Genomic DNA, 26006 nt, shown 5'->3' with positions numbered 1-26006 from the left:
CTGTTGACCGCGGGGTCGTTGTCTACGGGGCTGTTGACCACGGAGCCCTTGACCAGGGAGCCCTTGACCACACGGCCTTGACCAAGGAGCCCTTGACCAGGGCCTGACCCCGGGCACCGGGCCCTCACCCGGGACCGGGACCGGGCGTCCGCGCCCGCACCGGGACTGGGACCGGGACGGCGCCCGCACCGGCACCAGCGCCCGCGCCCGCACCGGGACTGGGACCGGGACGGCGCGCGCACCGGGATCGGCACCCGTACCGGCACCAGCACCAGCACCAGCGCCCGCGCCCGCACGGGACCGGCACGGCGCCCGCACCGGGACTGCGACCGGCACGGCGCGCGCACCGGGATCGGCACCCGTACCGGCACCAGCACCAGCACCAGAACCAGCGCCCGCACCCGCACCCGCACGGGACCGGCACGGCGCCCGTACCGGCACCAGCACCAGCACCAGCGCCCGCACCGGGACGGGCGGTCCGCGCCCGGCACTGGCCTGAATTGATCGCGGCACAGTCCCGCGTGGCACAGATCCTTCGCCCCGGTCTGGCAGCGCGTGGCACGAGGTGCCACCATGGAGACGGTCCGGGGACGCCGTGAGGGCGCCTCGAGATGACAGAAGGAGCCGTTGCGATGACGCAGCTTCCGGCTGCCCCGAAGCAGCCCGCGCAGTCCGCGCAGGGTGGGCTGGGGCCCTCCGACAGCAGCAAGGCGCTGTACGGGGGCAAGAGCACCCGGCGCATCACCGTGCGCGACATTGCCGCCGCCAAGGAACGCGGCGAGAAGTGGCCCATGCTCACCGCCTACGACGCGATGACCGCGTCCGTCTTCGACGAGGCCGGCATCCCGGTGATGCTCGTCGGCGACTCGGCGGGCAACTGCCACCTCGGGTACGAGACGACCGTGCCCGTCACCCTCGACGAGATGACGATGCTGTCCGCGGCGGTCGTCCGCGGCACCAGCCGAGCCCTGATCGTGGGCGATCTGCCCTTCGGGTCGTACCAGGAAGGTCCCGTCCAGGCCCTGCGCTCGGCGACACGCCTGATCAAGGAGGCGGGCGTCGGGGCGGTCAAACTGGAGGGCGGCGAACGCTCCCACCGGCAGATCGAGCTCCTCGTCGAGTCCGGCATCCCCGTCATGGCGCACATCGGCCTGACGCCGCAGTCGGTGAACGCGATGGGGTACCGCGTGCAGGGGCGCGGTGAGGAGGCGGCCGCGCAGCTGCTGCGCGACGCGAAGGCCGTGCAGGACGCCGGTGCCTTCGCCGTCGTCCTCGAACTGGTTCCGGCGGAGCTGGCGGCCGAGGTCACGCGGGTGCTCCACATCCCGACGGTCGGTATCGGGGCCGGGCCCGACACGGACGCGCAGGTCCTGGTGTGGACGGACATGCTGGGGCTGACGGGGGGCCGGGTACCGAAGTTCGTGAAGCAGTACGCCGATCTTCGCGGGGTCATGGCCGGGGCGGCCAAGGCCTTCGCCGAGGATGTCGTCGGAGGAACGTTCCCCCGGGAGGAGCACTCCGTCCACTGATCCACCGCGGCACCACCAGCAGCCCGCCGATCTTCCCCCGTCGGCGGGCTGCGCCGTTGTGTGAACAGGGGTTTGTTTCGCCCCCGCCGCCCCTACCCGTCCCGTCCCTGGGGGCTGCGCCCCCGGACCCCCGCGTATCGGCCTTGCGGCCTCGTCCTCAAACGCCGGAGGGGCTGAAACTTCAGCGCCTCCGGCGTTTTTCCCTGGGGGCTGCGCCCCCAGACCCCGCATCGGCCTGTCGGCCCCGCTCCTCAAACGCCGGACGGGCTGATATTTCAGCCCCTCCGGCGCTTGAGGAGCGGGGGCCCGGGGGCTGGCCCCCGAAACGGGGTCCGGGGCGGAGCCCCGCCGGGGTCGAAGGGGCGGAGCCCCTGGGGACGGGACGGGTAGGGGCGGCGGGGGCGAGAAAACACGTGGGGCGCCCCACGCCGGAGGCGCCCCACCCGTGCCCGAGAACCGTCAGCGACGCCACGACTCCACGTAACCCCCGGCGGGCGAGCCCACCCCGGTCACGTCGTCGTAACCGCGCACGGCCCGCAGCGAGCTGTCCTTGCCGAGGGTACGGACCGACGTGGTCAGCCCGTCCGTCGCGTCGTAGCCGTTGACGAAGTCGACGCGGGCCACGGCGAGACCACTGGCCGTGGGGTTGTCGGTCACGTCGTGGTACAGCTTCGACCCGTAGCGGGCGTAGATCGCCGGGTTGGCGAACCCGATCGCCTTGCCGCCCCGTGCCTCCTGGGCCAGCGCCTGCACGGCCGCGACGACCGGCGCGGCCAGCGAGGTGCCGCCGATGCGGTACTCGCTGTAAGCCTGCCCGCCCTCCGGGAGGCTCTGGGTCTGGCCCACCAGGAACCCGGTGTTGGGGTCGGCTATCGCCGCGATGTCAGGCACCGTACGCATGGCGGTGGCGCCGTTCGCCTTGGCGAGCGCGTCCGGGACCACGCCCTTCTGGTACGAGGGCTGCGACACGGTCGCGCTCGTGCCGCCGCCGGCGCCCGAGGTGAACGCGCCGGGGAAGCCCGTCCAGCTCCTGCCGTCGGCCGACAGCGTGGCCTTGAGCGTGCCCCAGCCGGTCTCCCACTGGTACGTGTCGCCCTTGCCGACCGCCAGCGACGTACCGCCGACGCCCGTCACCCACGCCGAGTTGGCCGGGGTGTCGACCTGCTTCGTGCCGGTGTTCGCGACCTCGTCGCCGTTGTCACCGGAGGAGAAGTAGAAGCCGATGCCCTCCACCGCGCCGAACTGGAACACCTGGTCGTAGGCGGCCGCCACGTCGGGCGTCTCGGCCGACTCGATGCTGCCCCAGGAGTTGGACACGATGTCGGCGAGGTGCCCGTCGACGATCTTGCCGAGCGAGTCGAGCAGGTCGTCGTCGTAGCAGGAGGCGGCCCCCACGTACGTGATGTCGGCGGCGGGCGCGACCGCGTGCACGGCCTCGACGTCGAGGGTCTCCTCGCCGTACCAGCCGGAGGCCGAGCACTCCTTGGTGTGGGCGTACTTGTGCGGCAGCACCTGGCGCAGCTGGTCACTGCGGTAGGCCGCGTCGCCGTGCTTCTTCGCGTAGGTGGCCGCGTCGTAGGCGATCGTCGGCGAGGCGTACGCGTCGGTGATGGCGACCCGCACCCCCTTGCCCGTGCGGGTGCCCGCGCCGTACGCGGCCCGCAACTGCTTGCCCGTGTAGCCCTTGACCGCGTACGGGATCTTCGTGCCGTACGCCTCCGGGAGCGTGCTCGCGATGTTCGAGCCGTAGTACGAGGAGAACGGCCCGGCGTTGCGGAACACGGTGTCCGGAGGCGGCAGTTGGTCGTCGTGGGTGGCCTTGTGGGGCGCGTTGTCCAGGCCGGTGACGGTCAAAACGGCACCGTTCAGACCGGCCGGGACCGAGGCCGTCGTCACGGGCGCGCGGTAGGTCCTGGCGCCCTTGGTGTAGTTGTGCAGCTGCGTGCCGAACGCCTTCTCCGCGGCGGCCACGTCACCGGTGACGGAGACGTAGTGCTTCGTGACGCCGGTGACCTTCAGACCGGCCGACGTCAGCCAGGACTTCACGGCCTTCACCTGCGCCGCGGTGGCGCCGAAGCGTGCCTGCGCCTGCCCCGCCGTGAGGTACTTGCCGTACGAGGCCGAGTCCGGGTCGGACACGGCCCTGGCGTACGCGGTCAGTCCGGCGGCGTCGCGGCCCGCGAGGTAGACCCGGGCGGAGACCCCGGACCCGTTCGAGGTGGCGCCCTGGTCGGCCCTGGTCGTGGCCCACGCGGGCTTCGTGCCCTTGAGCACGTCGCGGGCCGGGCCGTCCGCGGCGTGCGCGGTGGTGCCGAGCGCCAGCGCGCCGGCGAGCAGGGGCAGTGTCGCCGCCAAGCTCGCTCCGGCGCGCATCCTGGCGCGTTTCGATCTCATGGAACCCCCTGAGTGCGGTTCGTCGCGAGTGATCACTCGACGCTGGCCACTCTCGCGAGGAACCGTTCATCCCAGGGGAATGCCCGGGCATGGGCTGGGCCAAGAAGCCCTCAAGCAACCGTATGGGAGCCCAAAGAACCGTATGTTCAAGGGTTTTCCCCCTGCCCGGCACAGGGGGAACCACCGAGGGGTCGCCCTCCGGGGGTGCTCGGCACCCCCTAACGCGCCGCCGCGCCCCGCTCCTTGAGCATGCCGGCCATGAGCTGGATCTCCGACTCCTGGCCCTCGACCATCCCCTGCGCGAGCCTCTTCTCCACGCCCACCGAGCACTTGGAGACGCAGCCCTCCGCCATGTGGATGCCGCCCTTGTGGTGGTCGGTCATCAGCTGGAGGTAGAAGACCTCCGCCTGCTTGTCGTTCAGCTTGCCCAGCTTCTCCATCTCGGCGTTGGTCGCCATGCCGGGCATCAGCGAGCCGTCCTCGCCGGAGGCCATGTCGCCCATGCCCATCCACGACATGGGCGCCTGGGACGACACCTTCGGCAGTCCCCACAGGTCGAGCCAGCCGATCATCATCCCCCGCTGGTTGGCCTGCGTCTGCGCGATGTCGTACGCGAGCCGCCGCACCTCCACGTCGTCGGTGCGGTCGCGGACGATGTACGACATCTCGACGGCCTGCTGGTGGTGCACCGCCATGTCCCGGGCGAAGCCCGCGTCCGCGGAGTCCGCGGCGGGCACCTGGGTACCGGACTCGTCCCCGTCGGCGACCGCGTACGTGATCGCCCCGGCCGCGACGAGCACCGCCGCGGCCCCGGAGGCGATCCAGCCGATGTGCTTCCTCTTCCCCACGGTGTCAGACCGCCGCTACGAGACGCCGTTGGTGCAGGCCGCGCCCGGCTCGGGGGTCTGCTTGCCCTGCACGTACGTCTCGAAGAACTTGTCGACGTTGGGGTCGCTCGCGCTCGTCACCGTGCGCTGGAAGCCCCACGCGCTCAGCATGATCGGGTCCTTCTGGTCCTCGACCGGACTCATCAGCGTGTACGGGGTCTTCTTGACCTTCTCCGCCAGCGCCTTGACGTCGGCGTCGGAGGCCTTGCTGTTGTACGTCACCCAGACCGCGCCGTGCTCCAGCGAGTGCACGGCGTTCTCGTTCTTTATCGCCTTGTCGTAGACGTCGCCGTTGCAGTTCTGCCACACCGGGTTGTGGTCGCCGCCGACAGGGGGCTCCATCGGGTACTTCACGGACTTGGTCACGTGGTTCTGGGTCAGCTTCGTCGACCACTTCCTCACGCCGTCCTTCTCGGTGACGAACTTGCCCGAGGTGGCCTTCGCGTCGCTCGACGCGCTGCTGTCGTCGGACTGGGAACGTATGAGGACCGTGCCGCCGACGACGAGACCGGCGACTATGACCACGCTCGCGCCGATGGTGAGGATGCGGTTGCGGCGCTCGCGGGCGCGCTCGGCGCGCCGCATCTCCTCGATGCGCGCCTTGCGCGCCGCGGAGCTGCTCTTCTTGGCGGACATGTGGATGAGTCCTTATGGGGGATGGGACGGTCGGGTCCGCTGATCGTAATGTCAACAGAGGTGGGATTTGCAGGGTGGTCCCAGGAATGGCCGGGGGAGTGCCGGTGCCCGGCCTTCCCCCGACCAATAATTTGAACCCCCGATGCGCATTATCTACCCTTCCGGCATGCGGCTCCTGCGCTCCACCGACCTGGCCCTGCGCGTCCTGATGCGGCTCGCCGTGGAGGGTGAGCACACTCCGACGACCCGCCAGGTCGCCGCGGACATGGATGTGCCGTACACGCACGCCGCGAAGGTCGTCGCCGAGCTCCAGCACATGGGGCTGGTGTCCGCGCGGCGCGGCCGGGGCGGAGGCCTCGCGCTCACCGACAAGGGCCGCACCGCGTCGGTCGGCGCCGTCGTCCGCGCCTTCGAGGGGGACGATGACGTCGTCGACTGCGAGGGCGCCTCGCCGTGCCCGCTCCACTCCGCGTGCCGCCTGCGTGCCGCCCTGCGGCGGGCCCAGGAGGCCTTCTACGCCTCGCTGGACCCGGTGACGGTCGCGGACGTGGTGGCGTCGCCGACGGGGCCGCTGCTGCTGGGGATCTCGCGCGGGCCCTAGACCGGCCTCACGAGGACTGCGCGAGCCAGAGGTCCGGCCCGAACACCTCGTAGTGGATGTCGGCGGGCGCCACACCCTTGCCGATCAGCTGGGCCCGTACGGCACGCATGAAGGGCAGCGGCCCGCACAGGTACGCGCGCGTGCCGGAGGGGATGCCGAGCGAGGACAGGTCCGCCAGTCCCGTGCGGTCGGCCGGGTGGCCGGGCTCCGGCTGCTCGTACCAGAGGTGCAGGGAGGCGTCAGCGAGCTTCGCCGTGAACGCCTCGTGGTCGGCGCGCAGGGCGTGGTCGGCGGGGGAGCGGTCGGCGTGCACGACGGTGACCGGGGCCGCGTGCCCGCAGAGCGCGAGCTGCTCCAGCATGGCGACCATCGGGGTCACCCCGATGCCGGCCGAGGCGAGCAGCAGGGGCGCGTCCGTGTCCTGGTCGAGGACGAGATCGCCGTACGGGGCCGACACCCGCAGCCGGTCGCCGACCTCCACGCGCGCGTGGAGGTGGTTCGAGACCTCACCGTCCGGCGTGCCGCCGCCGTGGACCCGCTTCACGCCGATCCGGAGCGTGCCCGATCCGCAGGCGCCCACCACGCTGTACTGCCGTATCTGCCGGGCCCCGTCCGGGAGCGTGACCCGCACGGACACGTACTGCCCCGCACGGTGGGCGGGCACGGGCGAGCCGTCGGCCGGCCGGAGCTCGAACACGGCCACGTCCTCGGTCTCCCGCACGCGCCCGACGACCTCCCACTCGCGCCAGCCGCCCCCGGCGCCGCCCTCCTCGTACAGCCGCCGCTCGATCGCGATCAGCGCGTTGGCCATCAGCCAGTAGACCTCGTCCCAGGCGTCCGCGACCTCCTCCGTGACGGCCTCGCCCAGCACCTCGGCGATGGCGGCGAAGAGGTGCTCGTGCACGACGTCGTACTGCTCCGGGGCCACGCCCAGGGAGGCGTGCTTGTGGGCGATGCGCCGCAGCATCACGTCGGGCCGGTCGTCGGGGTGGGCCACGAGATGGGTGGCGAAGGCGGCGATGGAGCCCGCGAGGGCCTGGCGCTGGGTGCCCGCCGCCTGGTTGCCGCGGTTGAAGAGGTCGCGCAGCAGCTCGGGGTGGGCCGTGAACAGCCGGTCGTAGAAGCGCGCGCTGATCTCGCCGATGGCCGCGCCGACGGCGGGGAGGGTGGCACGCACGGTGGCGGCGGACTGTGCGGACAGCATCGGGACTCCTGGTGCTCGGCTGCTCCGTGAGCGCACGGAACGGCGTTAAAACTTGCATCTAAGATACAAATTAAGGAATCGGGGGGAGACGGTGGGGGAGGGAACGAAGGAGGGCCGGGCCGATCCCCAACGTGCCTGTCCCCTCTGTGCCTGTCTTCGCCGTGCCTGTCCCCGGAGGCGCCGACCCTCCGCCGTGCCGAACACCAGGGACGCAGGACCCGGGCATTACACATGGGCGGCCCAGCAGGCACTATGGGCTCAGAGCCGTACACCTGCCGTGCCCGAGGCGTTCACGCCGGGGACGGCCGGCCGATCAAGGTCCGCAACGCGCATGAAATGGTGTTGTGGTGGGATGCTCAGGAGCCGGACCGTTTCCCGTGGGTTGGGAGTAGGCGGCCTGACCAGCAAGGATGGGTGGAAGCTAGACATGGACAAGCAGCAGGAGTTCGTGCTCCGCACGTTGGAGGAGCGCGACATCCGGTTCGTACGCCTGTGGTTCACGGACGTGCTGGGCTTCCTCAAGTCCGTGGCCGTGGCCCCCGCCGAGCTGGAACAGGCCTTCGACGAGGGAATCGGCTTCGACGGCTCGGCCATCGAGGGCTTCGCCCGCGTCTACGAGTCCGACATGATCGCCAAGCCCGACCCCTCCACGTTCCAGATCCTGCCCTGGCGCGCGGAGGCCCCCGGCACGGCCCGCATGTTCTGCGACATCCTCATGCCGGACGGCTCCCCGTCCTTCGCGGACCCGCGCTACGTCCTCAAGCGCGCCCTGGCCCGCACCTCCGACCTGGGCTTCACCTTCTACACGCACCCGGAGATCGAGTTCTTCCTCCTGAAGGACCGCCCGCTCGACGGCACGCGCCCGACCCCGGCCGACAACTCCGGCTACTTCGACCACACCCCGCAGAACATCGGCATGGACTTCCGCCGCCAGGCGATCACCATGCTGGAGTCCATGGGCATCTCGGTCGAGTTCTCCCACCACGAGGGCGCCCCCGGCCAGCAGGAGATCGACCTGCGCTACGCCGACGCCCTCTCCACGGCCGACAACATCATGACGTTCCGCCTGGTCATGAAGCAGGTGGCGCTGGAGCAGGGCGTCCAGGCGACGTTCATGCCGAAGCCGTTCTCCGAGCACCCGGGCAGCGGCATGCACACGCACCTCTCGCTCTTCGAGGGCGACCGGAACGCGTTCTACGAGTCGGGCGCGGAGTACCAGCTCTCCAAGGTCGGCCGCTCCTTCATCGCCGGCCTGCTCCGGCACGCGGCGGAGACCTCGGCCGTCACGAACCAGTGGGTCAACTCCTACAAGCGCATCTGGGGCGGCGCCGAGCGCACCGCGGGCGCGGGCGGTGAGGCCCCCTCGTACATCTGCTGGGGCCACAACAACCGCTCCGCCCTGGTCCGCGTCCCCATGTACAAGCCCGGCAAGACCGGCTCGGCGAGGGTCGAGGTCCGCTCCCTGGACTCGGGCGCGAACCCGTACCTGGCCTACGCCGTCCTCCTCGCCGCCGGCCTCAAGGGCATCGAGGAGGGCTACGAGCTCCCGCCGGGCGCCGAGGACGACGTCTGGGCCCTGTCCAACTCCGAGCGCCGCGCGATGGGCATCGAGCCGCTGCCGCAGAACCTCGGTGAGGCCCTGTCCCTGATGGAGCACAGCGACCTCGTCGCCGAGACCCTCGGCGAGCACGTCTTCGACTTCTTCCTGCGCAACAAGCGGCAGGAGTGGGAGGAGTACCGCTCCGAGGTGACGGCGTTCGAGCTGCGGAAGAACCTGCCTGTGCTCTGACGCTCCGCTGAATGCCGGTTCGGGCGGTGGGGTCGTTGCCGCCGGTGTTCAGCCGCGGGTTCGTTGTGGTGGCTCGCGCAGTGCCCCGCGCCTCTCCAGGGCGCGGGGCCGTACGCGCTGGTCATGCGGCGTACATACGACATGAGGGGGGAACCGATGGGGTTCCAGGAGCGGTGGCAGAACCGTCAGGAGGAGCTCACGGCGCGGGACGAGGCCCGGGCGTCGGAGGGCGCGCGGCGGTGGAACGAGTACGTGGAGGAACTCCAGGCACCCATACTCGAACAGGCGCGCACCGCCTTCGAGCGCGGTGACGGCTGGTTCGAGACCGAGATCGAGCAGCGCGGCGTGGGCGGCCTGAACCCGTACGGAGGGACGGGACTGGACCTGGCCGGGACGGCCCTCGTCAGATCCAGGATCGACGAGCCCTCCGCGCCCGCCGCCCCGCGCAGCGATCTGCTGTCCCGGATCGAGGACGTGGGCTGGACGCTGCACACCGCCCAGTACGTCTACGTCCAGCTCGGTGAGGGGTCCCGGGACAAGTGGATGTCGTCGGGGCAGCGGGTGGCGATCAAGGGGAAGATCGTCGGCATCTACCTGTTCCGCAGGACCTGAGCGGGGCGGCGCCGACGTACTACTCCCGCGCCTCCGCCAGGTCCGCCAGCAGCTTGTGCAGGGGCTTCTCCACCCGCTCGCGGAACTCCTGGATGGCCCAGCCGTTGCCGTCCGGGTCCTGGAAGTACATGAACGTGGCGCCGTCGGCGGGGGCGTACTGGACCGGGTCGGACACCTGCAGGCCGCGCTCGACGAGTTCGGCGTGGGCGGCCTTGATGTCGGGGACGCACAGCTGGAGGCCCTGGTACGAGCCGGGCGCGGGGCGCGGGCCCTGCATCGTGTCCCAGATGGTGTCGCCCAGAGCGATCGAACAGCCCGAGCCCGGGGGCGTCAGCTGGACGATGCGCATCCCCGGCATGACCTCCTGGTCGATGTCGACGTGGAAGCCGACCCTGTCCCGGTAGAAGTCCCGGGCCCGGTCGATGTCGCTGACGGGCAGAGGGATCACTTCGAGTGTGTATTGCATCGTCGTCCTCCGGGTCGTGTCGGTCGAACCGCCAGTGGTCTGGCTGCAATGGCTCTCCCTTACCGAAGCCGAAAACCCGGCGGGGCGCCACCGAGATAACGACCACCCTTCCTCGGGCGGGAAGGACGCCCCTCCGGGAGGGGCGCCGGGCTGTGTCCGTGTGCGGCTCCGCCGCGATGGGGGTCCCCCCCGCTCGAGCGAAGCCGAGAGTGGGGGAGCGACCAGCCACCCACAGCCCACAGCCACCCGCAGCCACCCACAACCGCCACCCCGCCCGACCCGGCGGAGCGAGTTAGGCTCAGGGCCGTACGAGCTGATCCGAGGGGAGGCCTGGATGACGGTGCCGGGGCGCAGGAGCAGTACTTTCTCGCGGCTGCTGCGGCACGGCTTCACCGATCCGTCGGCCGCCGAGCGGCTCCTGGAGAGCATCGAGCTGACGGCCGTCAGGAACGACCCGGTCCTGCTCGACGCGCTCGGCGCCACCGCCGACCCCGATCTGGCGCTCCTCGGGTTCGTCCGGCTGCTGGAGGCGCAGCCCGACCACACCGCGCGGCGGGAACTGCTGGACACGGTGATCGCGGCGAAGCCGCTCAGGGACCGGCTCCTCGGAGTGCTCGGCGCGTCGGCCGCGCTCGGTGACCACCTCGCCCGGCACCCGCACGACTGGCAGGCCCTCGTCATGTACGAGCCGGAGGACCTGCACCCCGGGGTGGCGGAGTTCGAACGGGGGCTCGCCGAAGCCACCGACCCCGTGTCCCTGCGCGTCGCCTACCGCCGCTGCCTGCTGTCCATCGCCGCCCGCGACGTGTGCGGCACCACCGACGTCGCCCAGACCGCCGCCGAGCTCGCCGACCTCGCCACCGCCACCCTCCGCGCCGCCCTCGCCCTCGCCCGCGCGGCCGCGCCCGAGGACGCCGCCCTGTGCCGGCTCGCGGTCATCGCGATGGGCAAGTGTGGCGGCCACGAGCTGAACTACGTGTCCGACGTCGACGTCATCTTCGTAGGCGAGGCCACGGACGGCGCCGACGAGCAGAAGGCGCTGCGGGCCGCCACCCGGCTCGCCTCCCACCTGATGCGGATCTGCTCCGAGTCGACCGTCGAGGGGGCCATCTGGCCCGTCGACGCCAACCTGAGGCCCGAGGGGCGCAACGGGCCGCTCGTCCGCACCCTCAGCAGTCACCTCGCCTACTACCAGCGCTGGGCCAAGACCTGGGAGTTCCAGGCACTGCTGAAGGCCCGTCCCGTCGCGGGCGACATCGAGCTCGGTGAGGAGTACATCGCCGCGCTCGAACCCCTCGTCTGGCAGGCCGCCGAGCGTGAGAACTTCGTTCCCGACGTGCAGAAGATGCGGCGCAGGGTCGTAGAGAACATTCCCGCCGCCGAGATCGAGCGCGAGCTGAAGCTCGGCCCCGGCGGCCTGCGCGACGTCGAGTTCGCCGTGCAGCTCCTGCAGCTCGTGCACGGGCGCGGGGACACGTCCCTGCGCAGCGGCACCACCCTCGACGCGCTGCGGGCGCTCGCCGCGGGCGGGTACGTGGGGCGGGCCGACGCCGTGCAGCTCGACGAGGCGTACCGCTTCCTGCGCTCCATGGAGCACCGCATCCAGCTCTTCCGGCTGCGCCGCACCCACCTGGTCCCCGAGGCCGAGGAGGACCAGCGCCGCATCGGCCGGTCCCTGGGGCTGCGCACGGACCCGGTCGCCGAGCTGAACCGCGAGTGGAAACGGCACGCGGCCGTCGTACGGCGCCTGCACGAGAAGCTCTTCTACCGGCCGCTGCTGGACGCCGTCGCCCAGCTCGCCCCCGGCGAGAGCCGGCTGCGCCCCGACGCCGCCCGCGAACGGCTCGTGGCCCTCGGGTACGCGGACCCGGCGTCGGCGCTCAGGCACCTGGAGGCCCTCGCGTCCGGCGTCACCCGCAAGGCCGCGATCCAGCGCACCCTGCTGCCCGTGCTGCTGGGCTGGTTCGCGGACTCCGCCGACCCGGACGCGGGATTGCTGAACTTCCGCAAGGTGTCGGACGCGCTCGGCAAGACCCCCTGGTACCTGCGGCTCCTGCGGGACGAGGGAGCCGCCGCCGAGAACCTCGCCCGTGTGCTGTCGGCCGGCCGTCTCGCCCCCGACCTGCTGCTGCGCGCCCCCGAGGCCGTCGCCCTGCTCGGCGACGGCGACGGCGGCACCGGTGGCCTCGAACCGCGCGAACGCGAGCACCTGGAACAGGAGATCCTCGCCGCCGTCGGACGCTCCGAGGGCCCCGAACAGGCGGTCACCTTCGCCCGCGGGGTGCGCCGCCGCGAGCTGTTCCGCACGGCCGCCGCCGACATCGTCGCCTCCTACGGCACCGAGGAGGCGCCGTCGGGCGACGTCGACCAGGGCGCCCTGGTGGAGCTGGTGGGCGGCGCGGTCTCGGACCTCACCGCGGCCACCCTCGCCGGGACGCTGCGCGCGGTCGTGGGCGCCCGCTGGGGCGACACCCTGCCCACCCGGTTCGCCATCATCGGCATGGGCCGGTTCGGCGGGCACGAACTGGGCTACGGCTCCGACGCGGACGTCCTCTTCGTGCACGAGCCGCGCGACGGCGTCGAGGAGCAGGAGGCCGCGCGAGCCGCCACCACCGTCGTCGAGGAGATGCGGCGGCTGCTCCAGATCCCCAGCTCCGACCCGCCCCTCCTCATCGACGCCGACCTGCGGCCGGAGGGCAAGTCCGGGCCGCTCGTGCGGACCCTCACGTCGTACGAGGCGTACTACCGCCGCTGGTCGCTGGTGTGGGAGTCCCAGGCACTGCTGCGCGCGGAGCCCGTCGCGGGCGACGAGGACCTGGGCCGCCGCTTCATCGACCTCGTCGACCCGCTGCGGTACCCGGCCAAGGGGCTGGCCGACGACGCCGTACGGGAGATCCGGCGGCTCAAGGCCCGCATGGAGTCCGAGCGGCTCCCGCGTGGCGCCGACCCCACACTGCACACCAAGCTGGGGCGCGGCGGGCTGTCCGACGTCGAGTGGACCGTGCAACTCCTCCAGCTCCGCCACGGCTGGGCCGAGCCGGGCCTGCGCACCACGCGGACCCGACGCGCCCTGGCCGCCGCGTGCGCCGCCGGACTGATCTCCGAGGCGGACACGGCGACCCTGGACGAGGCGTGGGTGCTCGCGACGCGGGTACGGAACGCCGTGATGCTCGTCCGGGGGCGTGCCGGCGACACGTTCCCGTCGGGCGGCCGTGAACTCGCCGCGGTGGGGCGCTACCTGGGGTATGGCCCCGGTCATGTCGGCGACATGCTGGACGACTACCGGCGTACGACGCGGAGGGCGCGGGGTGTCGTGGAGCACCTCTTCTACGGGGCGTGAGCGCTCCGCTGGGCGGGCTGGGGCGCAGGAGGTGGGTGGGTGCGGCTTCGTCGTGGGCGTCCGCGGGTTCTTTGTGGCTGGTCGCGCAGTTCCCCGCGCCCCTTAGGGGCGCGAGGTCCCGCAGGTCCTCGGTTTCTGCGGCGCCGTCGTGGCTGGAGCGCCTACGCGTGGGAAGCGGGTCGGGGGCACGCCGGGGGGTCTCCGTCCTCGGTCCGGCGGTCCTCAGGGCCCGTGCGGGACCCGGCGGCGGACGCCGGCCGCTGCGGGCGGACACCCCCCGGCACGCCCCCTCGCGTACGTACGCGCCTGCGGGCCGGCGGGGGTGGCGGTGCCTTGTCCGCGTCGGGTGCGCCCGTGCTTTTCAGGGGCGCGGGGAACTGCGCGACCAGCCACGACGGGCCCGCAGCCGACGACCGACAGAACCCGGCAGACGAGACCTCGTTCGAAGCCGGAGGCACCCGCGGGAGCGAGTACGGCAACACCCCGTACCAGAGCCGGGCCACCGTGTAGCCGAACGCGAGGCAGACGAGCCCGCCCACCGCGTCGAGCCAGAAGTGGTTGGCCGTGGCCACGATGACGACGAGGGTGGCCGCCGGGTAGAGGAGCCCCAGGACGCGGGCCCAGGGAACCGAGGCGAGCGCGAAGATCGTCAGGCCGCACCACACGGACCAGCCGATGTGCATGGACGGCATCGCCGCGTACTGGTTCGACATGTGTTTCAGGTCCCCGGAGGCCATGGAACCCCAGGTCTGGTGGACCAGGACCGTGTCGACGAAGTCGCCGCCCGTCATCAGGCGGGGCGGGGCCAGCGGGTAGAAGTAGTAGCCCACCAGCGCCACGGCCGTCGTCGCGAAGAGCACCAGACGGGTCGCCGCGTAGCGGCCGGGGTGACGGCGGTAGAGCCAGACCAGGACGCCGAGGGTCACCACGAAGTGCAGGGTGGCGTAGTAGTAGTTCATGCCCACGACCAGCCACTTCACCGAGTTAACGGCGTGGTTCACCGAACCCTCGACCGCGATCCCGAGGTGCTGCTCCACCTTCCACAGCCAGTCGGCGTTGGCGAGGGCCTCGTGCTTCTGCTCCGGCACCGCGTTGCGGATCAGGGAGTACGTCCAGTAGCTGACCGCGATCAGCAGGATCTCGAACCAGAAGCGGGGGCGCCGAGGCGTGCGCAACCGGCGCAGGCGGGTGTGCCCCACCGCCTCGTCCGCGACGGGGAGTGGAGCGGCCGCATCACGGCCACCCGGCGTCGTCACGGTCGTGTCACCCATGGGCACAGAGTTTGCCAGAAAAGACTTCCCCTCCAGATCATCCCTCGGTCGGGTCCCTGACGCACCCTGTTCGTCGTAGACAGGGGTCGACGCATCATGCCCGCGTACCGGTGCGGACCGCCGGTTCTCCGACCTACGGACGAGACCGGTCCCCAGGGGCCGAAGCGGTCGAACCTCGCACCACCAGCTCCGGCATGAACACGAACTCACTGTGGGGTGCCGGTGTCCCGCCGATCTCCTCCAGGAGCGTACGGACGGCGGCCTGGCCCATGGCCGGGACCGGCTTGCGGATCGTGGTCAGGGGCGGGTCCGTGAAGGCGATCAGGGGGGAGTCGTCGAAGCCGACGACGGACACGTCCCGCGGCACGTCCAGGCCCTTCTGGCGGGCCGCCCTGATCGCGCCCAGCGCCATCATGTCGCTCGCGCACACCACCGCCGTGCAGTCCCGCTCGATGAGCGCCGTCGCCGCCGCCTGGCCGCCCTCCAGGGTGTACAGCGAGTGCTGGACGAGCTCCGTCTCGACGGCCTGGGCCGTCAGGCCCAGCTGGTCCTGCATCGTGCGCACGAAGCCCTCGATCTTGCGCTGCACCGGCACGAAACGCTTCGGGCCGAGGGCGAGGCCTACGCGGGTGTGACCGAGGGAGACGAGATGCGTCACCGCGAGGGTCATGGCCGCGCGGTCGTCCGGCGAGATGAAGGGGGCCTGGACCTTCGGTGAGAAACCGTCCACGAGGACGAAGGGCACGCCCTGGGCGCGCAGTTGCTCGTAGCGCTGCGTGTCGGCGGTGGTGTCCGCGTGCAGCCCCGAGACGTAGATGACGCCGGCGACCCCGCGGTCCACCAGCATCTCCGTCAGCTCGTCCTCGGTGGAGCCGCCGGGTGTCTGCGTGGCCAGCACCGGGGTGTAGCCCTGCCGGGTCAGCGCCTGGCCGATGACCTGGGCCAGGGCGGGGAATATCGGGTTCTCCAGCTCCGGGGTGATCAGGCCCACCAGACCGGCGCTGCGCTGCCTGAGGCGTACGGGCCGCTCGTAGCCCAGTACGTCGAGCGCGGCCAGTACGGACTGGCGGGTGGTCGCTGCGACGCCCGGCTTCCCGTTCAGGACGCGGCTGACAGTCGCCTCGCTGACCCCCGCCTGGGCCGCGATGTCGGCAAGCCGTGTGGTCACAGCACCGGACTGTACCGGCCGGGTCTCCGCTTGCCCACCGGCCTTGCGCCGGGTGCGGGCGGGGGTGCGGCCCGCTGCGGGCTGCTGCGTCATCGCGGTCCCTCGTGATTCTGGTCGGTGTCCGTCGGTGTCCGGTCCGCAACGGATGATCCCCGCCCATGAAACGTATGGCAAGTACTTGCAGAGCCTTGCATGAAGGTCATGAGGGGCCGCCGACCCCATGAAAGCCGATCTCACGGCGGCCGCGCGCAGGTCACGCACTGGTAACTCTCGCGATCCCTTGCACTTTTTTGCTGCAAGGTCTTTCGCAACGATTGCAACGCTGTTACGTTCACGTCGCCCGGCGGCCTCCCCCCAGTGCCGGCCTCGATCGAGCGGGGGGCCCTCACCCTCAAGGAGAACTCATGCGGCGTGGCATAGCGGCCACCGCGCTGGTGGCGTCCCTCGCCCTCGCGGCGACGGCCTGCGGCGGAAGCGACAGCGGCGACAGCGCCGGCGGTCCGGTCACCATCACCTGGTGGGACACCTCCAACGCCACCAACGAGGCGCCGACGTACCAGGCCCTGGTCAAGGACTTCGAGAAGGCCAACAAGGACATCAAGGTCAAGTACGTCAACGTCCCCTTCGACCAGGCGCAGAACAAGTTCGACACGGCCGCCGGTTCCAAGGGCGCCCCCGACGTGCTGCGCTCCGAGGTCGGCTGGACGCCCGCCTTCGCCAAGAAGAGCTACTTCCTGCCGCTGGACGGCACCGAGGCGCTCGCCGACCAGGACAAGTTCCAGGCGAGCCTCATCAAGCAGGCCCAGTACGAGGGCAAGACGTACGGCGTCCCGTTCACCACCGACACCCTCGCGCTCGTCTACAACAAGAAGCTCTTCGAGCAGGCCGGCATCAAGGAAGCCCCGAGGACCTGGGACGACCTGAAGAAGGCCGCCGCCACGATCAAGGACAAGACCGGCGTCGACGGCTACTGGGGCTCCACCCAGGCCTACTACGCCCAGACCTTCCTCTACGGCGAGGGCAGCGACACGGTCGACGCCGACGCCAAGAAGATCACGGTCACCTCGCCCGCCGCCAAGAAGGGCTACGAGACCTGGCTGGGCCTGTTCGACGGCAAGGGCCTGCACAAGGCCGACACCACCGCCGACGCCTACGCCCACATCCAGGAGGCGTTCGTCAGCGGCAAGGTCGCCGCGATCATCCAGGGCCCCTGGGAGATCACGAACTTCTACAAGGGTTCCGCCTTCAAGGACAAGGCCAACCTCGGCATCGCCACCGTCCCGGCCGGCTCCACCGGCAAGGCGGGCGCCCCGACCGGCGGCCACAACCTCTCCGTGTACGCGGGCTCGGACAAGGCCCACCAGGAGGCCGCGCTGAAGTTCGTGAAGTTCATGACCTCGGCGAAGTCCCAGGAGACCATCGCCTTGAAGAACTCCACGCTGCCGACGCGTGACGACGCCTACACCGCCGAAGTCAAGGCCGACCCGGGCATCGCCGGCTACCAGGGGGTGCTCTCCGCCGCCCAGCCGCGTCCGGCCCTGCCCGAGTACAGCTCCCTGTGGAGCCCGCTGGACACCGAGCTGAACCAGATCGCCGGCGGCAAGGAGTCCCTCGACAAGGGGCTGAGCAACGCCGAGACCGCGATCGCGAAGCTGGTCCCGGACTTCAGCAAGTGACTCCCAGTGGCCGCCGCATCAGCCTCACTTCGGGGGACGGATGCGGCGGTCACCGGCCTGTACACCGGCTCAGCCCCTTGACCTCCCAGAAGGTGTCGAACCATGACAGTCGCCATCGACCGCGCGACCGGCGAGCGCCGCGGTGAGCGGGCGCCGCGCCCCGGCCCGCTGACGCGTCTGAAGCACGCCTATCAGAAGTACTGGTACGCGTACGCCATGATCGCCCCCGTGGCCGTCGTGCTCGGCGTCCTCGTGCTCTACCCCCTGGTGTACGGCGTCTACCTGTCGCTCACCGACGCCGACAGCCTCAACTCGGCCCGCACCATCGGCGTCAACCACATCGAGGCCACCTACCAGTTCATCGGCCTCGACAACTACGCCGACATCCTGTGGGGCGACACCGCCTACGACCGCTTCTGGTCGCACTTCATCTGGACGTTTCTCTGGACGGCCGCCTGCGTGACGCTCCACTACTGCATCGGCCTCGGCCTCGCCCTGCTGCTCAACCAGAGGATCCGCGGGCGGACCCTCTACCGCCTGATCCTGGTCCTGCCGTGGGCCGTGCCCACCTTCGTCACCGTCTTCGGCTGGCGGTTCATGCTCGCCGACAGCGGCGTCATCAACTCGGCCCTCGACGCCCTGCACCTGCCCGCGCCGCAGTGGCTGGAGGAGACCTTCTGGCAGCGGTTCGCCGCGATCATGGTCAACACCTGGTGCGGTGTGCCGTTCATGATGGTCTCGCTGCTCGGCGGACTGCAGTCCATCGACGCGTCCCTCTACGAGGCCGCCGAGATGGACGGCGCGAGCGCCTGGCAGCGGTTCCGGTACGTCACCCTGCCGGGCCTGAGCTCGGTCAGCTCCACCGTCGTCCTGCTCGGCGTGATCTGGACCTTCAACCAGTTCACGATCATCTTCCTGCTGTTCGGCGGCACCGCACCCGACACCGACATCCTCGTCACCTGGGCGTACTACCTGGGCTTCGGGCAGCAGCCGCGTGACTTCGCGCAGTCGGCGGCCTACGGCATCCTGCTCCTCTCCATCCTGGTCGTCTTCACCGCCGGCTACCGCCGCTGGCTGAACCGCAACGATCCGCAGCTCGCGATCTGAGGCAGGAGTCCCCATGAGCACCCCAACCCTCACGACCTCCTCGGCGGCGGACCGGGCACCCTCCAGCGCCGCACCGCGCAAGGCACGCCGGCGCGGTGAGAAGAGCCCCGGCGCCCTGCTCGCCACGCACGCCGTCCTGGCCGTCGCGAGCCTCATCGCGCTCTTCCCGGTGGCCTGGCTGGTCTTCCTGTCCCTGGGCCCGGACAAGGACGACTACCTCCACCCCGGGCGCATCCTCGGGAAGATGACGTTCGACAACTACGTCTTCGTGCTGCGGGAGACGAGGTTCTTCGACTGGCTGTGGAGCACCCTCGTCGTCTCGCTCGGCACCACGGTCATCGGCGTCCTGGTCGCCGCGACGACCGGCTACGCGGTCTCCCGGATGCGCTTCCCTGGCTACAAGAAGTTCATGTGGGTGCTGCTGGTGACCCAGATGTTCCCGATAGCCGTACTGATCGTGCCGATGTACCAGATTCTGTCGGAACTCCAGCTCATCGACAGTTACCTTGGCCTCGTCCTCGTCTACTGCTCGACGGCCGTGCCGTACTGTGCCTGGCTCCTCAAGGGCTACTTCGACACGATCCCGTTCGAGATCGACGAGGCGGGACGCGTCGACGGGCTGACCCCCTTCGGCACGTTCGCGCGGCTGATCCTGCCGCTGGCCAAACCCGGCCTGGCGGTCGCCGCGTTCTACAGCTTCATCACCGCGTTCGGTGAGGTCGCCTTCGCCTCGACGTTCATGCTGTCCGACACGAAGTACACCTTCGCCGTCGGTCTGCAGAGCTTCGTCAGCGAGCACGACGCACAGCGCCAGTACATGGCCGCGACCGCCGTGCTGGTCGCCGTCCCCGTCTCGGTGTTCTTCTATCTCGTACAGAAGAACCTGGTGACCGGGCTGACGGCGGGCGGCACGAAGGGCTGACCCGACCCGGACTCCCGCGCGCCCCGCCGCGCGGGTGGCGGCCGTGGTGCCTCATCCGACCCCGTCGCACCACGGCCGCCCTCGTCACCCGACCCGAGACACCGATGACCCGAACCCGACCTTCCTTACGCACCAAGGACGCCATGAGCCAGCACTCCGCCGACCCGTCCCCGGCCCTGTCCCAGGCCCCCTCGTCGACGACGGCCCTCGCCACCGTTGCCGGACACCACGACTGGTGGCGCGACGCGGTGATCTACCAGGTGTACCCGCGCAGCTTCGCCGACAGCGACGGCGACGGCATGGGGGACCTTGAGGGCGTACGCTCGCGCCTGCCGTACCTGCGCGACCTGGGCGTGGACGCCGTCTGGCTGTCCCCCTTCTACTCCTCGCCGCAGGCCGACGCCGGCTACGACGTGGCCGACTACCGCGCCGTGGACCCCATGTTCGGCAACCTCCTCGACGCCGACGCCCTGATCCGCGACGCCCACGCGCTGGGGCTCCGCATCATCGTCGACCTCGTCCCCAACCACTCCTCCGACCAGCACGAGTGGTTCAAGCGGGCGGTGGCAGAGGGGCCCGGCTCCCCGCTCCGGGACCGCTACCACTTCCGCCCCGGCAAGGGCCCGACGGGCGACCTCCCGCCGAACGACTGGGAGTCCATCTTCGGCGGCCCGGCGTGGACGCGGGTCACCGAACCGGACGGCACGCCCGGCGAGTGGTACCTGCACCTCTTCGCGCCCGAGCAGCCCGACTTCGACTGGAACCACCCGGCGGTCGGCGACGAGTTCCGCTCGATCCTGCGCTTCTGGCTGGACATGGGCGTCGACGGCTTCCGCATCGACGTCGCCCACGGCCTGGTCAAGGCGGCCGGACTGCCCGACATCGGGTCCCACGACCAGGTGAAACTGCTGGGCAACGATGTCATGCCGTTCTTCGACCAGGACGGTGTGCACGAGATCTACCGCCAGTGGCGGCTGATCCTCGACGAGTACGCGGGCGACAGGATCTTCGTGGCGGAAGCCTGGACACCGACCATCGAGCGCACCGCGAACTACGTCCGCCCCGACGAACTGCACCAGGCGTTCAACTTCCAGTACCTGAGCACCCACTGGGACGCCGCCGAGCTCCGTACGGTCATCGACCGCACCCTCGACGCGATGCGCCCGGTCGGCGCCCCCGCCACGTGGGTGCTGTCGAACCACGACGTCACCCGCCACGCCACGCGCTTCGCCAACGAGGCGGGGCTCGGCACCCAGATCCGCTCGGCGGGCGACCGGGAGCTGGGCCTGCGCAGGGCGCGCGCGGCGACCCTGCTGATGCTGGCGCTGCCCGGCTCGGCGTACCTGTACCAGGGCGAGGAGCTCGGCCTGCCCGACGTGGTGGACCTGCCGGACGAGGTGCGCCAGGACCCCGCCTACTTCCGGGGCGCGGGCCAGGACGGCTTCCGTGACGGCTGCCGGGTGCCGATCCCGTGGACACGCGAGGGCTCGTCGTACGGCTTCGGAACGGGTGGTTCATGGCTCCCGCAGCCCGCGGACTGGGCGGAGCTGAGCGTGGAGGCGCAGACCGGCGTGCCCGGCTCCACCCTGGAGCTGTACCGCGCCGCGCTCGCCGTACGCCGTGCCCAGCCCGACCTGGGCGCGGGCGACGCGGTGGAGTGGCTGAAGGCCCCGGAGGGCGTCCTCGCCTTCCGGCGCGGCGAGTTCGTGTGTGTCGCGAACACGACGGGCGAGGCGGTGCGGATCCCGTCGTACGGCCGCGTGCTCGTCACCAGCGGTGAGGTGACGGTCGCGGACGACGAGGCGAAGCTGCCGGCGGACACGACCGTGTGGTGGACGACGAGCTGACGGTCCCGGGAGGGCAGGGTCTCCCAGCGGTCGGCGGCCGGCCTCCCCGGGCCGGCCGCACCCTGGGCGGGCCGCCCGCCCCCGCCTCAGATCCGGGCCGGGGAGCCGGGCCCTTCCCAGGTGACGTCGCAGGCGTCGCAGCTCCAGTGGAAGTGCTGATGAGTCCGGCTCCCGCGCGGCACGAGCTTTCTCACCGGGGTGCCGCACGACCAGCAGGCAGCCTGGATCCTGACGTGGTTGTTGTCGAGGGCGGCGGTCACGGGCCCGGAGACGGGCAGCGAATCCGGAGATGAGACGGGGGGCACGATCAGTTCCTCGGCGCGCGGGGGCTGTGAATCCTGCTATTGGACCACGTGCACCTGGCATTCCGGTCCGTGAATGCGCACCAAAGTTGAAAAGGTGACGGATCTCGCCCCTGAGCGCCGGCCGACTGCGGGAAAGGAGACAAAGAGCAGTCCGGCCCTTGCTGTGTGTGACGGAACCACGGGTGGGACGGGGCGCCCTTTCCCACCCGGATCCGTCGTCCGAACGGCCGGTCAGAGAATTCCGACGTCCCGGAAAGCCGAGCGCACCGTTTGCGCGGCATTCCTCGCCACCTTGCCCTCGCGGGCGAGAATGCGCGCCTGCGCGCTGAGCACCGTGGCCGCGTCGGCGAATTTCGCGGTCGCCCAGAGGTTCTGCAGCGCGGCGTACCAGATCATGCCGGCCTGAGTGGTTCCGATCTCCATCGCGACCAGGTAGAAGGCCCGGTTCGGAATGCCACTGTTGATGTGCACACCCTGGTTGTCCTCCGGCCCCGCGAAGTAGTCGTCCATGTGCGCGGGCTGCGGGTCCTTCCCCATGACGGGGTTGTCGAATGCCGTGCCGGGGTGGGCCATCGACCTGAGGGCCTCGCCGTACAGGTCCTCGGCCATGATCTCGTCGCCGATGAGCCAGTTGGCCGTCCCCGCGTCCTCCTTCCGCATGTGCTGCTCCATCAAGCTCCCGAACACGTCCGCGAAGTGCTCGTTGAGGGCTCCGGACTGACCCTGGTACTCGAGTTTGGCGGTGTACTGGACGACGCCGTGCGTCAGCTCGTGCCCCAGGACGTCGGGAGACTTGCTGAAGTCCGTGAAGATCATTCCGTCGCCGTTTCCGAGAACGATGTTCTTCTCGTCCCAGAAGGCGTTGTCGAAATCGACGCCGAAATTGACGTACACGTTGATGTCCATGCCCCGGTGGTCGATGCTGTCGCGGCCGAGGACTTCGGCGTAGTACGTGCGCACCGCTCCGACGTGGTCGTATGCCGTGTTCGCGTTCTTGGGGGAGCCGACCGCGGGGTCGCTCTCACCGCGGACCTTCTGGGCCGAGGCCAGGTCCCACTGGTGCTGGGCGTCATGAATGAGGCGGTCGGACTTTCCCGGCCGGGGAGTCGTCAACGTCGCCAGGTCGATCGTGCTGCGCGCCCTGCGGTCGCGGAACTGCTTGCTCGCGGTCGCCGACAGTGTGGCCGGATGCGGCTCCCTGGTGTCGACTCCCGTGACTTTCGCGATGTGGTCGAGGATGTGAGGAGGGACGAACTGGCACTTCGGGCCGCTGTGGCGGTGGCATCGCATGCGACGGGACCTTTCGGGCCGGGTGTGGGGGACATCCCAGGGCTACCCCGCCGACCGCCCATGCGGTGTCCGTCGCTGCGCCAATCACCCCTCTGGCCCTTGGGTGCCACCCGGGGGCGCGGAGTGACCTGCCTCGGGTCGCGGGCCACCCGAACGGCGCGGTGCCCGGAGGGTTGACCGTTGAACGAGGAAACTCGTACCGTCAGCCCTGCTGAAAAGTTTCAGTCTTCTTTCAGCAAGAACCTTCAACGCCGCCCTTCGTGGCGCCCTTCAACGACGAAGGACCCCCACATGGCCAGCAGAACCCTCTCCGGCGCCCTGGTCCTCACGGCAGCCGCAGCCAATATTGTCATGTCCCCGACTGTCGCACAGGCCTCCCCGCCCGGAAGCAAGGACGTCACCGCCGTCCTCTTCGAGTGGAAGTTCGACTCGGTCGCCAGGGAGTGCGCCAGCACCCTCGGCCCCGCCGGATACGGATACGTCCAGGTCTCGCCGCCCGGCGAGCACATCCAGGGCTCCCAGTGGTGGACCTCGTACCAGCCGGTGAGCTACAAGATCGCCGGTCGGCTCGGGGACGCGACCGCGTTCCGGAACATGGTGAACACCTGCCACGCGGCCGGTGTGAAGGTCGTCGTCGACACGGTCGTCAACCACATGTCGGCCGGAAGCGGCACCGGCACGGGCGGCTCCTCGTACAGCAAGTACACCTACCCCGGCCTGTACTCCTCGTACGACTTCGACGACTGCACCGCGCGGATCACCAACTACCAGGACCGCTGGAACGTCCAGCACTGCGAACTCGTAGGCCTCGCCGACCTGGACACCGGCGAGGACTACGTCCGCTCGGCGATCGCCGGTTACATGAACAGCCTGCTCGGCTACGGCGTCGACGGCTTCCGCATCGACGCGGCCAAGCACATCGACACGGCCGACCTCGCCGCCATCAAGTCACGGCTGACGAACCCGAACGCCTACTGGAAGCAGGAGGTCATATACGGCAGCGGCGAGGCCGTGCAGCCGACGGAGTACACCGGCAACGGCGACGTCCAGGAGTTCCGCTACGCCTACGACCTCAAGCGCGTCTTCAACAACGAGAACCTCGCCTACCTGAAGAACTACGGCGAGGGCTGGGGCTACATGAGCAACTCCGTCGCCGGCGTCTTCGTCGACAACCACGACACCGAGCGCAATGGCTCCACGCTCAGCTACAAGGACAACGCCAACTACACCCTGGCGAACGTCTTCATGCTCGCCTGGCCGTACGGCGCGCCCGACATCAACTCCGGGTACGAGTTCTCCGACACGGACGCCGGACCGCCGAACGGGGGCACCGTGAACGCCTGCTGGCAGGACGGCTGGAAGTGCCAGCACGCCTGGCCCGAGATCCGGCGCATGGTCGCCTTCCGCAACGCCACGCGCGGCGAGCCCGTCACCAACTGGTGGGACAACGGGGGCGACGCCATCGCCTTCGGCCGGGGGAACAAGGGCTTCGTGGCCATCAACCACGAGTCCGGCTCCCTGAGCAGGACGTACCAGACCTCGCTGCCGGCTGGCACGTACTGCGATGTGCAGAACAACCGGACGGTGAGCGTGAACTTCAGTGGGCAGTTCACCGCCACGCTGGGCTCGAACACGGCCCTGGCGATCCACTCGGGCAAGTCGAGCTGCTGAGCCGCCCGACGTGACTCCTGCCGCGTGCCGGGCGCGGGCCGAAAACCGGTGGACGCGCCGCCCCGCGCCGCCCTACCGTCACCGGCGTCCTGAGCCCTACTCCAGACGAGGTGCGTTTGATGACGGTCCGAGTCCCGGCGGCCGACTGCGGTCGTCCGTCCTTCGCGAACGCCATGACCTCATCGGACGTAAGGACTCCCACTCGTGGATCTTCCACGCATCCATACCGTTCAAGAAAGCACTCACCGCATCCTGAACCCCTTCACCGGTGACAAACTCGCCACCCTGGGGCAGGCGCTGCACCTGGCGCCCGGGACGCGCGCGCTCGACCTCGCCAGCGGAGCGGGCGAGTTGTTGTGCACCTGGGCGCGCGACCATCGCATCACCGGGACCGGGGTGGACATCAGCACGGTGTTCACCGCGCGGGCCCGCGCCCGTGCCGTCGAACTCGGCGTCGCCGACCGGGTGCGCTTCGTCCACGGGGACGCGTCCGGGTACGTCGCGGACGAGCCGGTCGACCTCGCCGCGTGCGTCGGCGCCACGGGGATCGGTGGCGGACTGTCCGGCACGGTCGAGTTGCTGGGCCGCAGCCTCCGGCCCGGAGGGCTGATGCTGATCGGCGAGCCGTACTGGCGCAGGCAACCGCCGGACCAGGAGACCGTCGAGGCCTGCCACGCCGAGCGCGAGGACGACTTCCGGTCGCTCGCCGGGCTGATCGAGCAGTTCGGTGACCTCGGCTACGACGTGGTCGAGATGGTGCTGGCCGATCAGGACAGCTGGGATCGGTACCGGGCGGCCCAGTGGTTCAACATGCGGCGCTGGCTCGATCGATACCCGGACGACGAACTGGCTGTCGAGCTGAGGGCCGAGTTGTCGGTGGGGCCTGTGCGTTATGCGCGGTACGAGCGTGAGTATCTCGGGTGGGGAGTGTTCGCGCTGATGGGGCGCTGACGGTGACGTGGGTTGTGAGGGCGCGGGGGTTGTGAGGGGGCGGGGGCTGTTGTGGTGGCTGGGAGCTGTTGTGGTGGGTGGGTGGGTTGGTCCGGTTTGGGTGTGGCTGGTCGCGCAGTTCCCCGCGCCCCTCGAGAACCGCGCAGTTCCCCGCCCCGCGCGCGCCTGAGGCCAGCGTCAGCCGCGCCATCCAGCCCCTCCGGCGTTTGAGGAGCGGGGTCCGGGGCGGAGCCCCGGGGACGGGACTTCGGTTCTAGTGGTCCTCGCAACACCCCAGTTAGGGGTGCGATGGACTTCGAGATCCGCAAGGTTCGCAAGGCTCAGGGGCCTGTGAAGCTCC

20 protein-coding genes are annotated in these 26006 nt (G+C 70.4%); 11 read left to right on the top strand and 9 right to left on the bottom strand.

The annotated features are described in order from the left end of the window. The first annotated feature begins 632 nt into the window (after window positions 1–632). A complete protein-coding gene (gene panB, locus ACZ49J_RS42500) occupies window positions 633–1529 on the top strand; it encodes a 3-methyl-2-oxobutanoate hydroxymethyltransferase (RefSeq protein ID WP_467456538.1) in 897 nt (298 codons plus the stop codon). A gap of 459 nt (window positions 1530–1988) precedes the next feature. Here panB and ACZ49J_RS42495 read toward each other — a convergent pair whose 3' ends face one another. The 3 genes from ACZ49J_RS42495 to ACZ49J_RS42485 form a co-directional block, all read right to left on the bottom strand. Further along, on the bottom strand, window positions 1989–3923 hold the full coding sequence (locus ACZ49J_RS42495; RefSeq protein WP_467456536.1) for a S53 family peptidase: 1935 nt from the start codon (window positions 3921–3923) through the stop codon (window positions 1989–1991). Between the two features lie 218 nt (window positions 3924–4141). Next, window positions 4142–4771, bottom strand: coding sequence for a DUF305 domain-containing protein (locus tag ACZ49J_RS42490; protein WP_467456534.1), 630 nt, complete (start codon window positions 4769–4771; stop codon window positions 4142–4144). A gap of 15 nt (window positions 4772–4786) precedes the next feature. Further along, window positions 4787–5446 carry a DUF3105 domain-containing protein gene (locus ACZ49J_RS42485; RefSeq protein WP_467456532.1) on the bottom strand — a complete coding sequence of 220 codons (660 nt, stop codon included), beginning with the start codon at window positions 5444–5446 and terminating at the stop codon, window positions 4787–4789. A gap of 166 nt (window positions 5447–5612) precedes the next feature. On the opposite strand from ACZ49J_RS42485, the gene ACZ49J_RS42480 reads away from it, so the two are divergent. Continuing rightward, window positions 5613–6047 (top strand): RrF2 family transcriptional regulator, encoded by a 435-nt coding sequence (locus ACZ49J_RS42480; RefSeq protein WP_467456530.1) that lies wholly within the window; start codon window positions 5613–5615, stop codon window positions 6045–6047. Between the two features lie 7 nt (window positions 6048–6054). Here ACZ49J_RS42480 and ACZ49J_RS42475 read toward each other — a convergent pair whose 3' ends face one another. After that, window positions 6055–7251, bottom strand: coding sequence for a globin domain-containing protein (locus tag ACZ49J_RS42475; protein WP_467456529.1), 1197 nt, complete (start codon window positions 7249–7251; stop codon window positions 6055–6057). Window positions 7252–7678: 427 nt separating this feature from the next. On the opposite strand from ACZ49J_RS42475, the gene ACZ49J_RS42470 reads away from it, so the two are divergent. Then, window positions 7679–9040: a glutamine synthetase family protein gene (locus tag ACZ49J_RS42470; RefSeq protein WP_467456528.1), complete on the top strand. Its 1362-nt coding sequence runs from the start codon at window positions 7679–7681 to the stop codon at window positions 9038–9040. 156 nt (window positions 9041–9196) lie between these two features. Further along, window positions 9197–9652, top strand: coding sequence for a hypothetical protein (locus ACZ49J_RS42465; protein WP_467456526.1), 456 nt, complete (start codon window positions 9197–9199; stop codon window positions 9650–9652). 19 nt (window positions 9653–9671) lie between these two features. On the opposite strand, the gene ACZ49J_RS42460 is transcribed toward ACZ49J_RS42465, so the two are convergent. Further along, on the bottom strand, window positions 9672–10118 hold the full coding sequence (locus ACZ49J_RS42460; RefSeq protein ID WP_467456525.1) for a VOC family protein: 447 nt from the start codon (window positions 10116–10118) through the stop codon (window positions 9672–9674). A 334-nt stretch (window positions 10119–10452) separates the two neighbouring features. Here ACZ49J_RS42460 and ACZ49J_RS42455 point away from each other — a divergent pair, with 334 nt between their 5' ends. Then, the gene (locus ACZ49J_RS42455) at window positions 10453–13458 is read left to right on the top strand and encodes a bifunctional [glutamine synthetase] adenylyltransferase/[glutamine synthetase]-adenylyl-L-tyrosine phosphorylase (protein ID WP_467456524.1); all 3006 of its coding nucleotides are present in this window, start codon (window positions 10453–10455) and stop codon (window positions 13456–13458) included. A gap of 161 nt (window positions 13459–13619) precedes the next feature. Here ACZ49J_RS42455 and ACZ49J_RS42450 read toward each other — a convergent pair whose 3' ends face one another. Next, window positions 13620–14729, bottom strand: coding sequence for a phosphatase PAP2 family protein (locus ACZ49J_RS42450; RefSeq protein WP_467456522.1), 1110 nt, complete (start codon window positions 14727–14729; stop codon window positions 13620–13622). A gap of 133 nt (window positions 14730–14862) precedes the next feature. Beyond that, entirely contained in the window at window positions 14863–15897 is a 1035-nt protein-coding gene (locus ACZ49J_RS42445; protein ID WP_467456520.1) for a LacI family DNA-binding transcriptional regulator, read from the bottom strand. Window positions 15898–16301: 404 nt separating this feature from the next. Between ACZ49J_RS42445 and ACZ49J_RS42440 the strand changes: the two genes are divergently transcribed. The 4 genes from ACZ49J_RS42440 to ACZ49J_RS42425 all read left to right on the top strand — a co-directional run bounded on the left by ACZ49J_RS42440 (window position 16302) and on the right by ACZ49J_RS42425 (window position 21449). After that, window positions 16302–17573 carry an extracellular solute-binding protein gene (locus tag ACZ49J_RS42440; protein WP_467456519.1) on the top strand — a complete coding sequence of 424 codons (1272 nt, stop codon included), beginning with the start codon at window positions 16302–16304 and terminating at the stop codon, window positions 17571–17573. A gap of 102 nt (window positions 17574–17675) precedes the next feature. Then, window positions 17676–18680 (top strand): carbohydrate ABC transporter permease, encoded by a 1005-nt coding sequence (locus ACZ49J_RS42435; protein ID WP_467456517.1) that lies wholly within the window; start codon window positions 17676–17678, stop codon window positions 18678–18680. 13 nt (window positions 18681–18693) lie between these two features. Beyond that, window positions 18694–19602, top strand: coding sequence for a sugar ABC transporter permease (locus ACZ49J_RS42430; protein WP_467456516.1), 909 nt, complete (start codon window positions 18694–18696; stop codon window positions 19600–19602). 143 nt (window positions 19603–19745) lie between these two features. After that, window positions 19746–21449, top strand: coding sequence for a glycoside hydrolase family 13 protein (locus ACZ49J_RS42425; protein WP_467456514.1), 1704 nt, complete (start codon window positions 19746–19748; stop codon window positions 21447–21449). A gap of 86 nt (window positions 21450–21535) precedes the next feature. On the opposite strand, the gene ACZ49J_RS42420 is transcribed toward ACZ49J_RS42425, so the two are convergent. Next, window positions 21536–21754 (bottom strand): hypothetical protein, encoded by a 219-nt coding sequence (locus tag ACZ49J_RS42420; protein ID WP_467456512.1) that lies wholly within the window; start codon window positions 21752–21754, stop codon window positions 21536–21538. A gap of 231 nt (window positions 21755–21985) precedes the next feature. Next, window positions 21986–23044 (bottom strand): M4 family metallopeptidase, encoded by a 1059-nt coding sequence (locus tag ACZ49J_RS42415; protein WP_467456510.1) that lies wholly within the window; start codon window positions 23042–23044, stop codon window positions 21986–21988. 291 nt (window positions 23045–23335) lie between these two features. Here ACZ49J_RS42415 and ACZ49J_RS42410 point away from each other — a divergent pair, with 291 nt between their 5' ends. Together ACZ49J_RS42410 and ACZ49J_RS42405 are read left to right on the top strand one after the other, a co-directional pair. Next, on the top strand, window positions 23336–24715 hold the full coding sequence (locus ACZ49J_RS42410; RefSeq protein WP_467456509.1) for an alpha-amylase: 1380 nt from the start codon (window positions 23336–23338) through the stop codon (window positions 24713–24715). Window positions 24716–24919: 204 nt separating this feature from the next. After that, window positions 24920–25666 carry an SAM-dependent methyltransferase gene (locus tag ACZ49J_RS42405; RefSeq protein WP_467456508.1) on the top strand — a complete coding sequence of 249 codons (747 nt, stop codon included), beginning with the start codon at window positions 24920–24922 and terminating at the stop codon, window positions 25664–25666. Window positions 25667–26006 lie beyond the last annotated feature (340 nt).

This window comes from Streptomyces sp. NPDC030840, from assembly GCF_055572015.1.
This window is presented reverse-complemented; position numbering and strand designations above follow the sequence as displayed.

Coding starts and splice junctions, on each gene's coding strand:
- ACZ49J_RS42480 (WP_467456530.1), top strand. CDS start 5,613: ATGCGGCTCCTGCGCTCCACCGACCTGGCCCTGCGCGTCCTGATGCGG.
- ACZ49J_RS42415 (WP_467456510.1), bottom strand. CDS start 23,044: ATGCGATGCCACCGCCACAGCGGCCCGAAGTGCCAGTTCGTCCCTCCT.
- ACZ49J_RS42450 (WP_467456522.1), bottom strand. CDS start 14,729: ATGGGTGACACGACCGTGACGACGCCGGGTGGCCGTGATGCGGCCGCT.
- ACZ49J_RS42475 (WP_467456529.1), bottom strand. CDS start 7,251: ATGCTGTCCGCACAGTCCGCCGCCACCGTGCGTGCCACCCTCCCCGCC.
- ACZ49J_RS42430 (WP_467456516.1), top strand. CDS start 18,694: ATGAGCACCCCAACCCTCACGACCTCCTCGGCGGCGGACCGGGCACCC.
- ACZ49J_RS42440 (WP_467456519.1), top strand. CDS start 16,302: ATGCGGCGTGGCATAGCGGCCACCGCGCTGGTGGCGTCCCTCGCCCTC.
- ACZ49J_RS42455 (WP_467456524.1), top strand. CDS start 10,453: ATGACGGTGCCGGGGCGCAGGAGCAGTACTTTCTCGCGGCTGCTGCGG.
- ACZ49J_RS42465 (WP_467456526.1), top strand. CDS start 9,197: ATGGGGTTCCAGGAGCGGTGGCAGAACCGTCAGGAGGAGCTCACGGCG.
- ACZ49J_RS42495 (WP_467456536.1), bottom strand. CDS start 3,923: ATGAGATCGAAACGCGCCAGGATGCGCGCCGGAGCGAGCTTGGCGGCG.
- ACZ49J_RS42470 (WP_467456528.1), top strand. CDS start 7,679: ATGGACAAGCAGCAGGAGTTCGTGCTCCGCACGTTGGAGGAGCGCGAC.
- ACZ49J_RS42435 (WP_467456517.1), top strand. CDS start 17,676: ATGACAGTCGCCATCGACCGCGCGACCGGCGAGCGCCGCGGTGAGCGG.
- panB (WP_467456538.1), top strand. CDS start 633: ATGACGCAGCTTCCGGCTGCCCCGAAGCAGCCCGCGCAGTCCGCGCAG.
- ACZ49J_RS42425 (WP_467456514.1), top strand. CDS start 19,746: ATGAGCCAGCACTCCGCCGACCCGTCCCCGGCCCTGTCCCAGGCCCCC.
- ACZ49J_RS42485 (WP_467456532.1), bottom strand. CDS start 5,446: ATGTCCGCCAAGAAGAGCAGCTCCGCGGCGCGCAAGGCGCGCATCGAG.
- ACZ49J_RS42410 (WP_467456509.1), top strand. CDS start 23,336: ATGGCCAGCAGAACCCTCTCCGGCGCCCTGGTCCTCACGGCAGCCGCA.
- ACZ49J_RS42460 (WP_467456525.1), bottom strand. CDS start 10,118: ATGCAATACACACTCGAAGTGATCCCTCTGCCCGTCAGCGACATCGAC.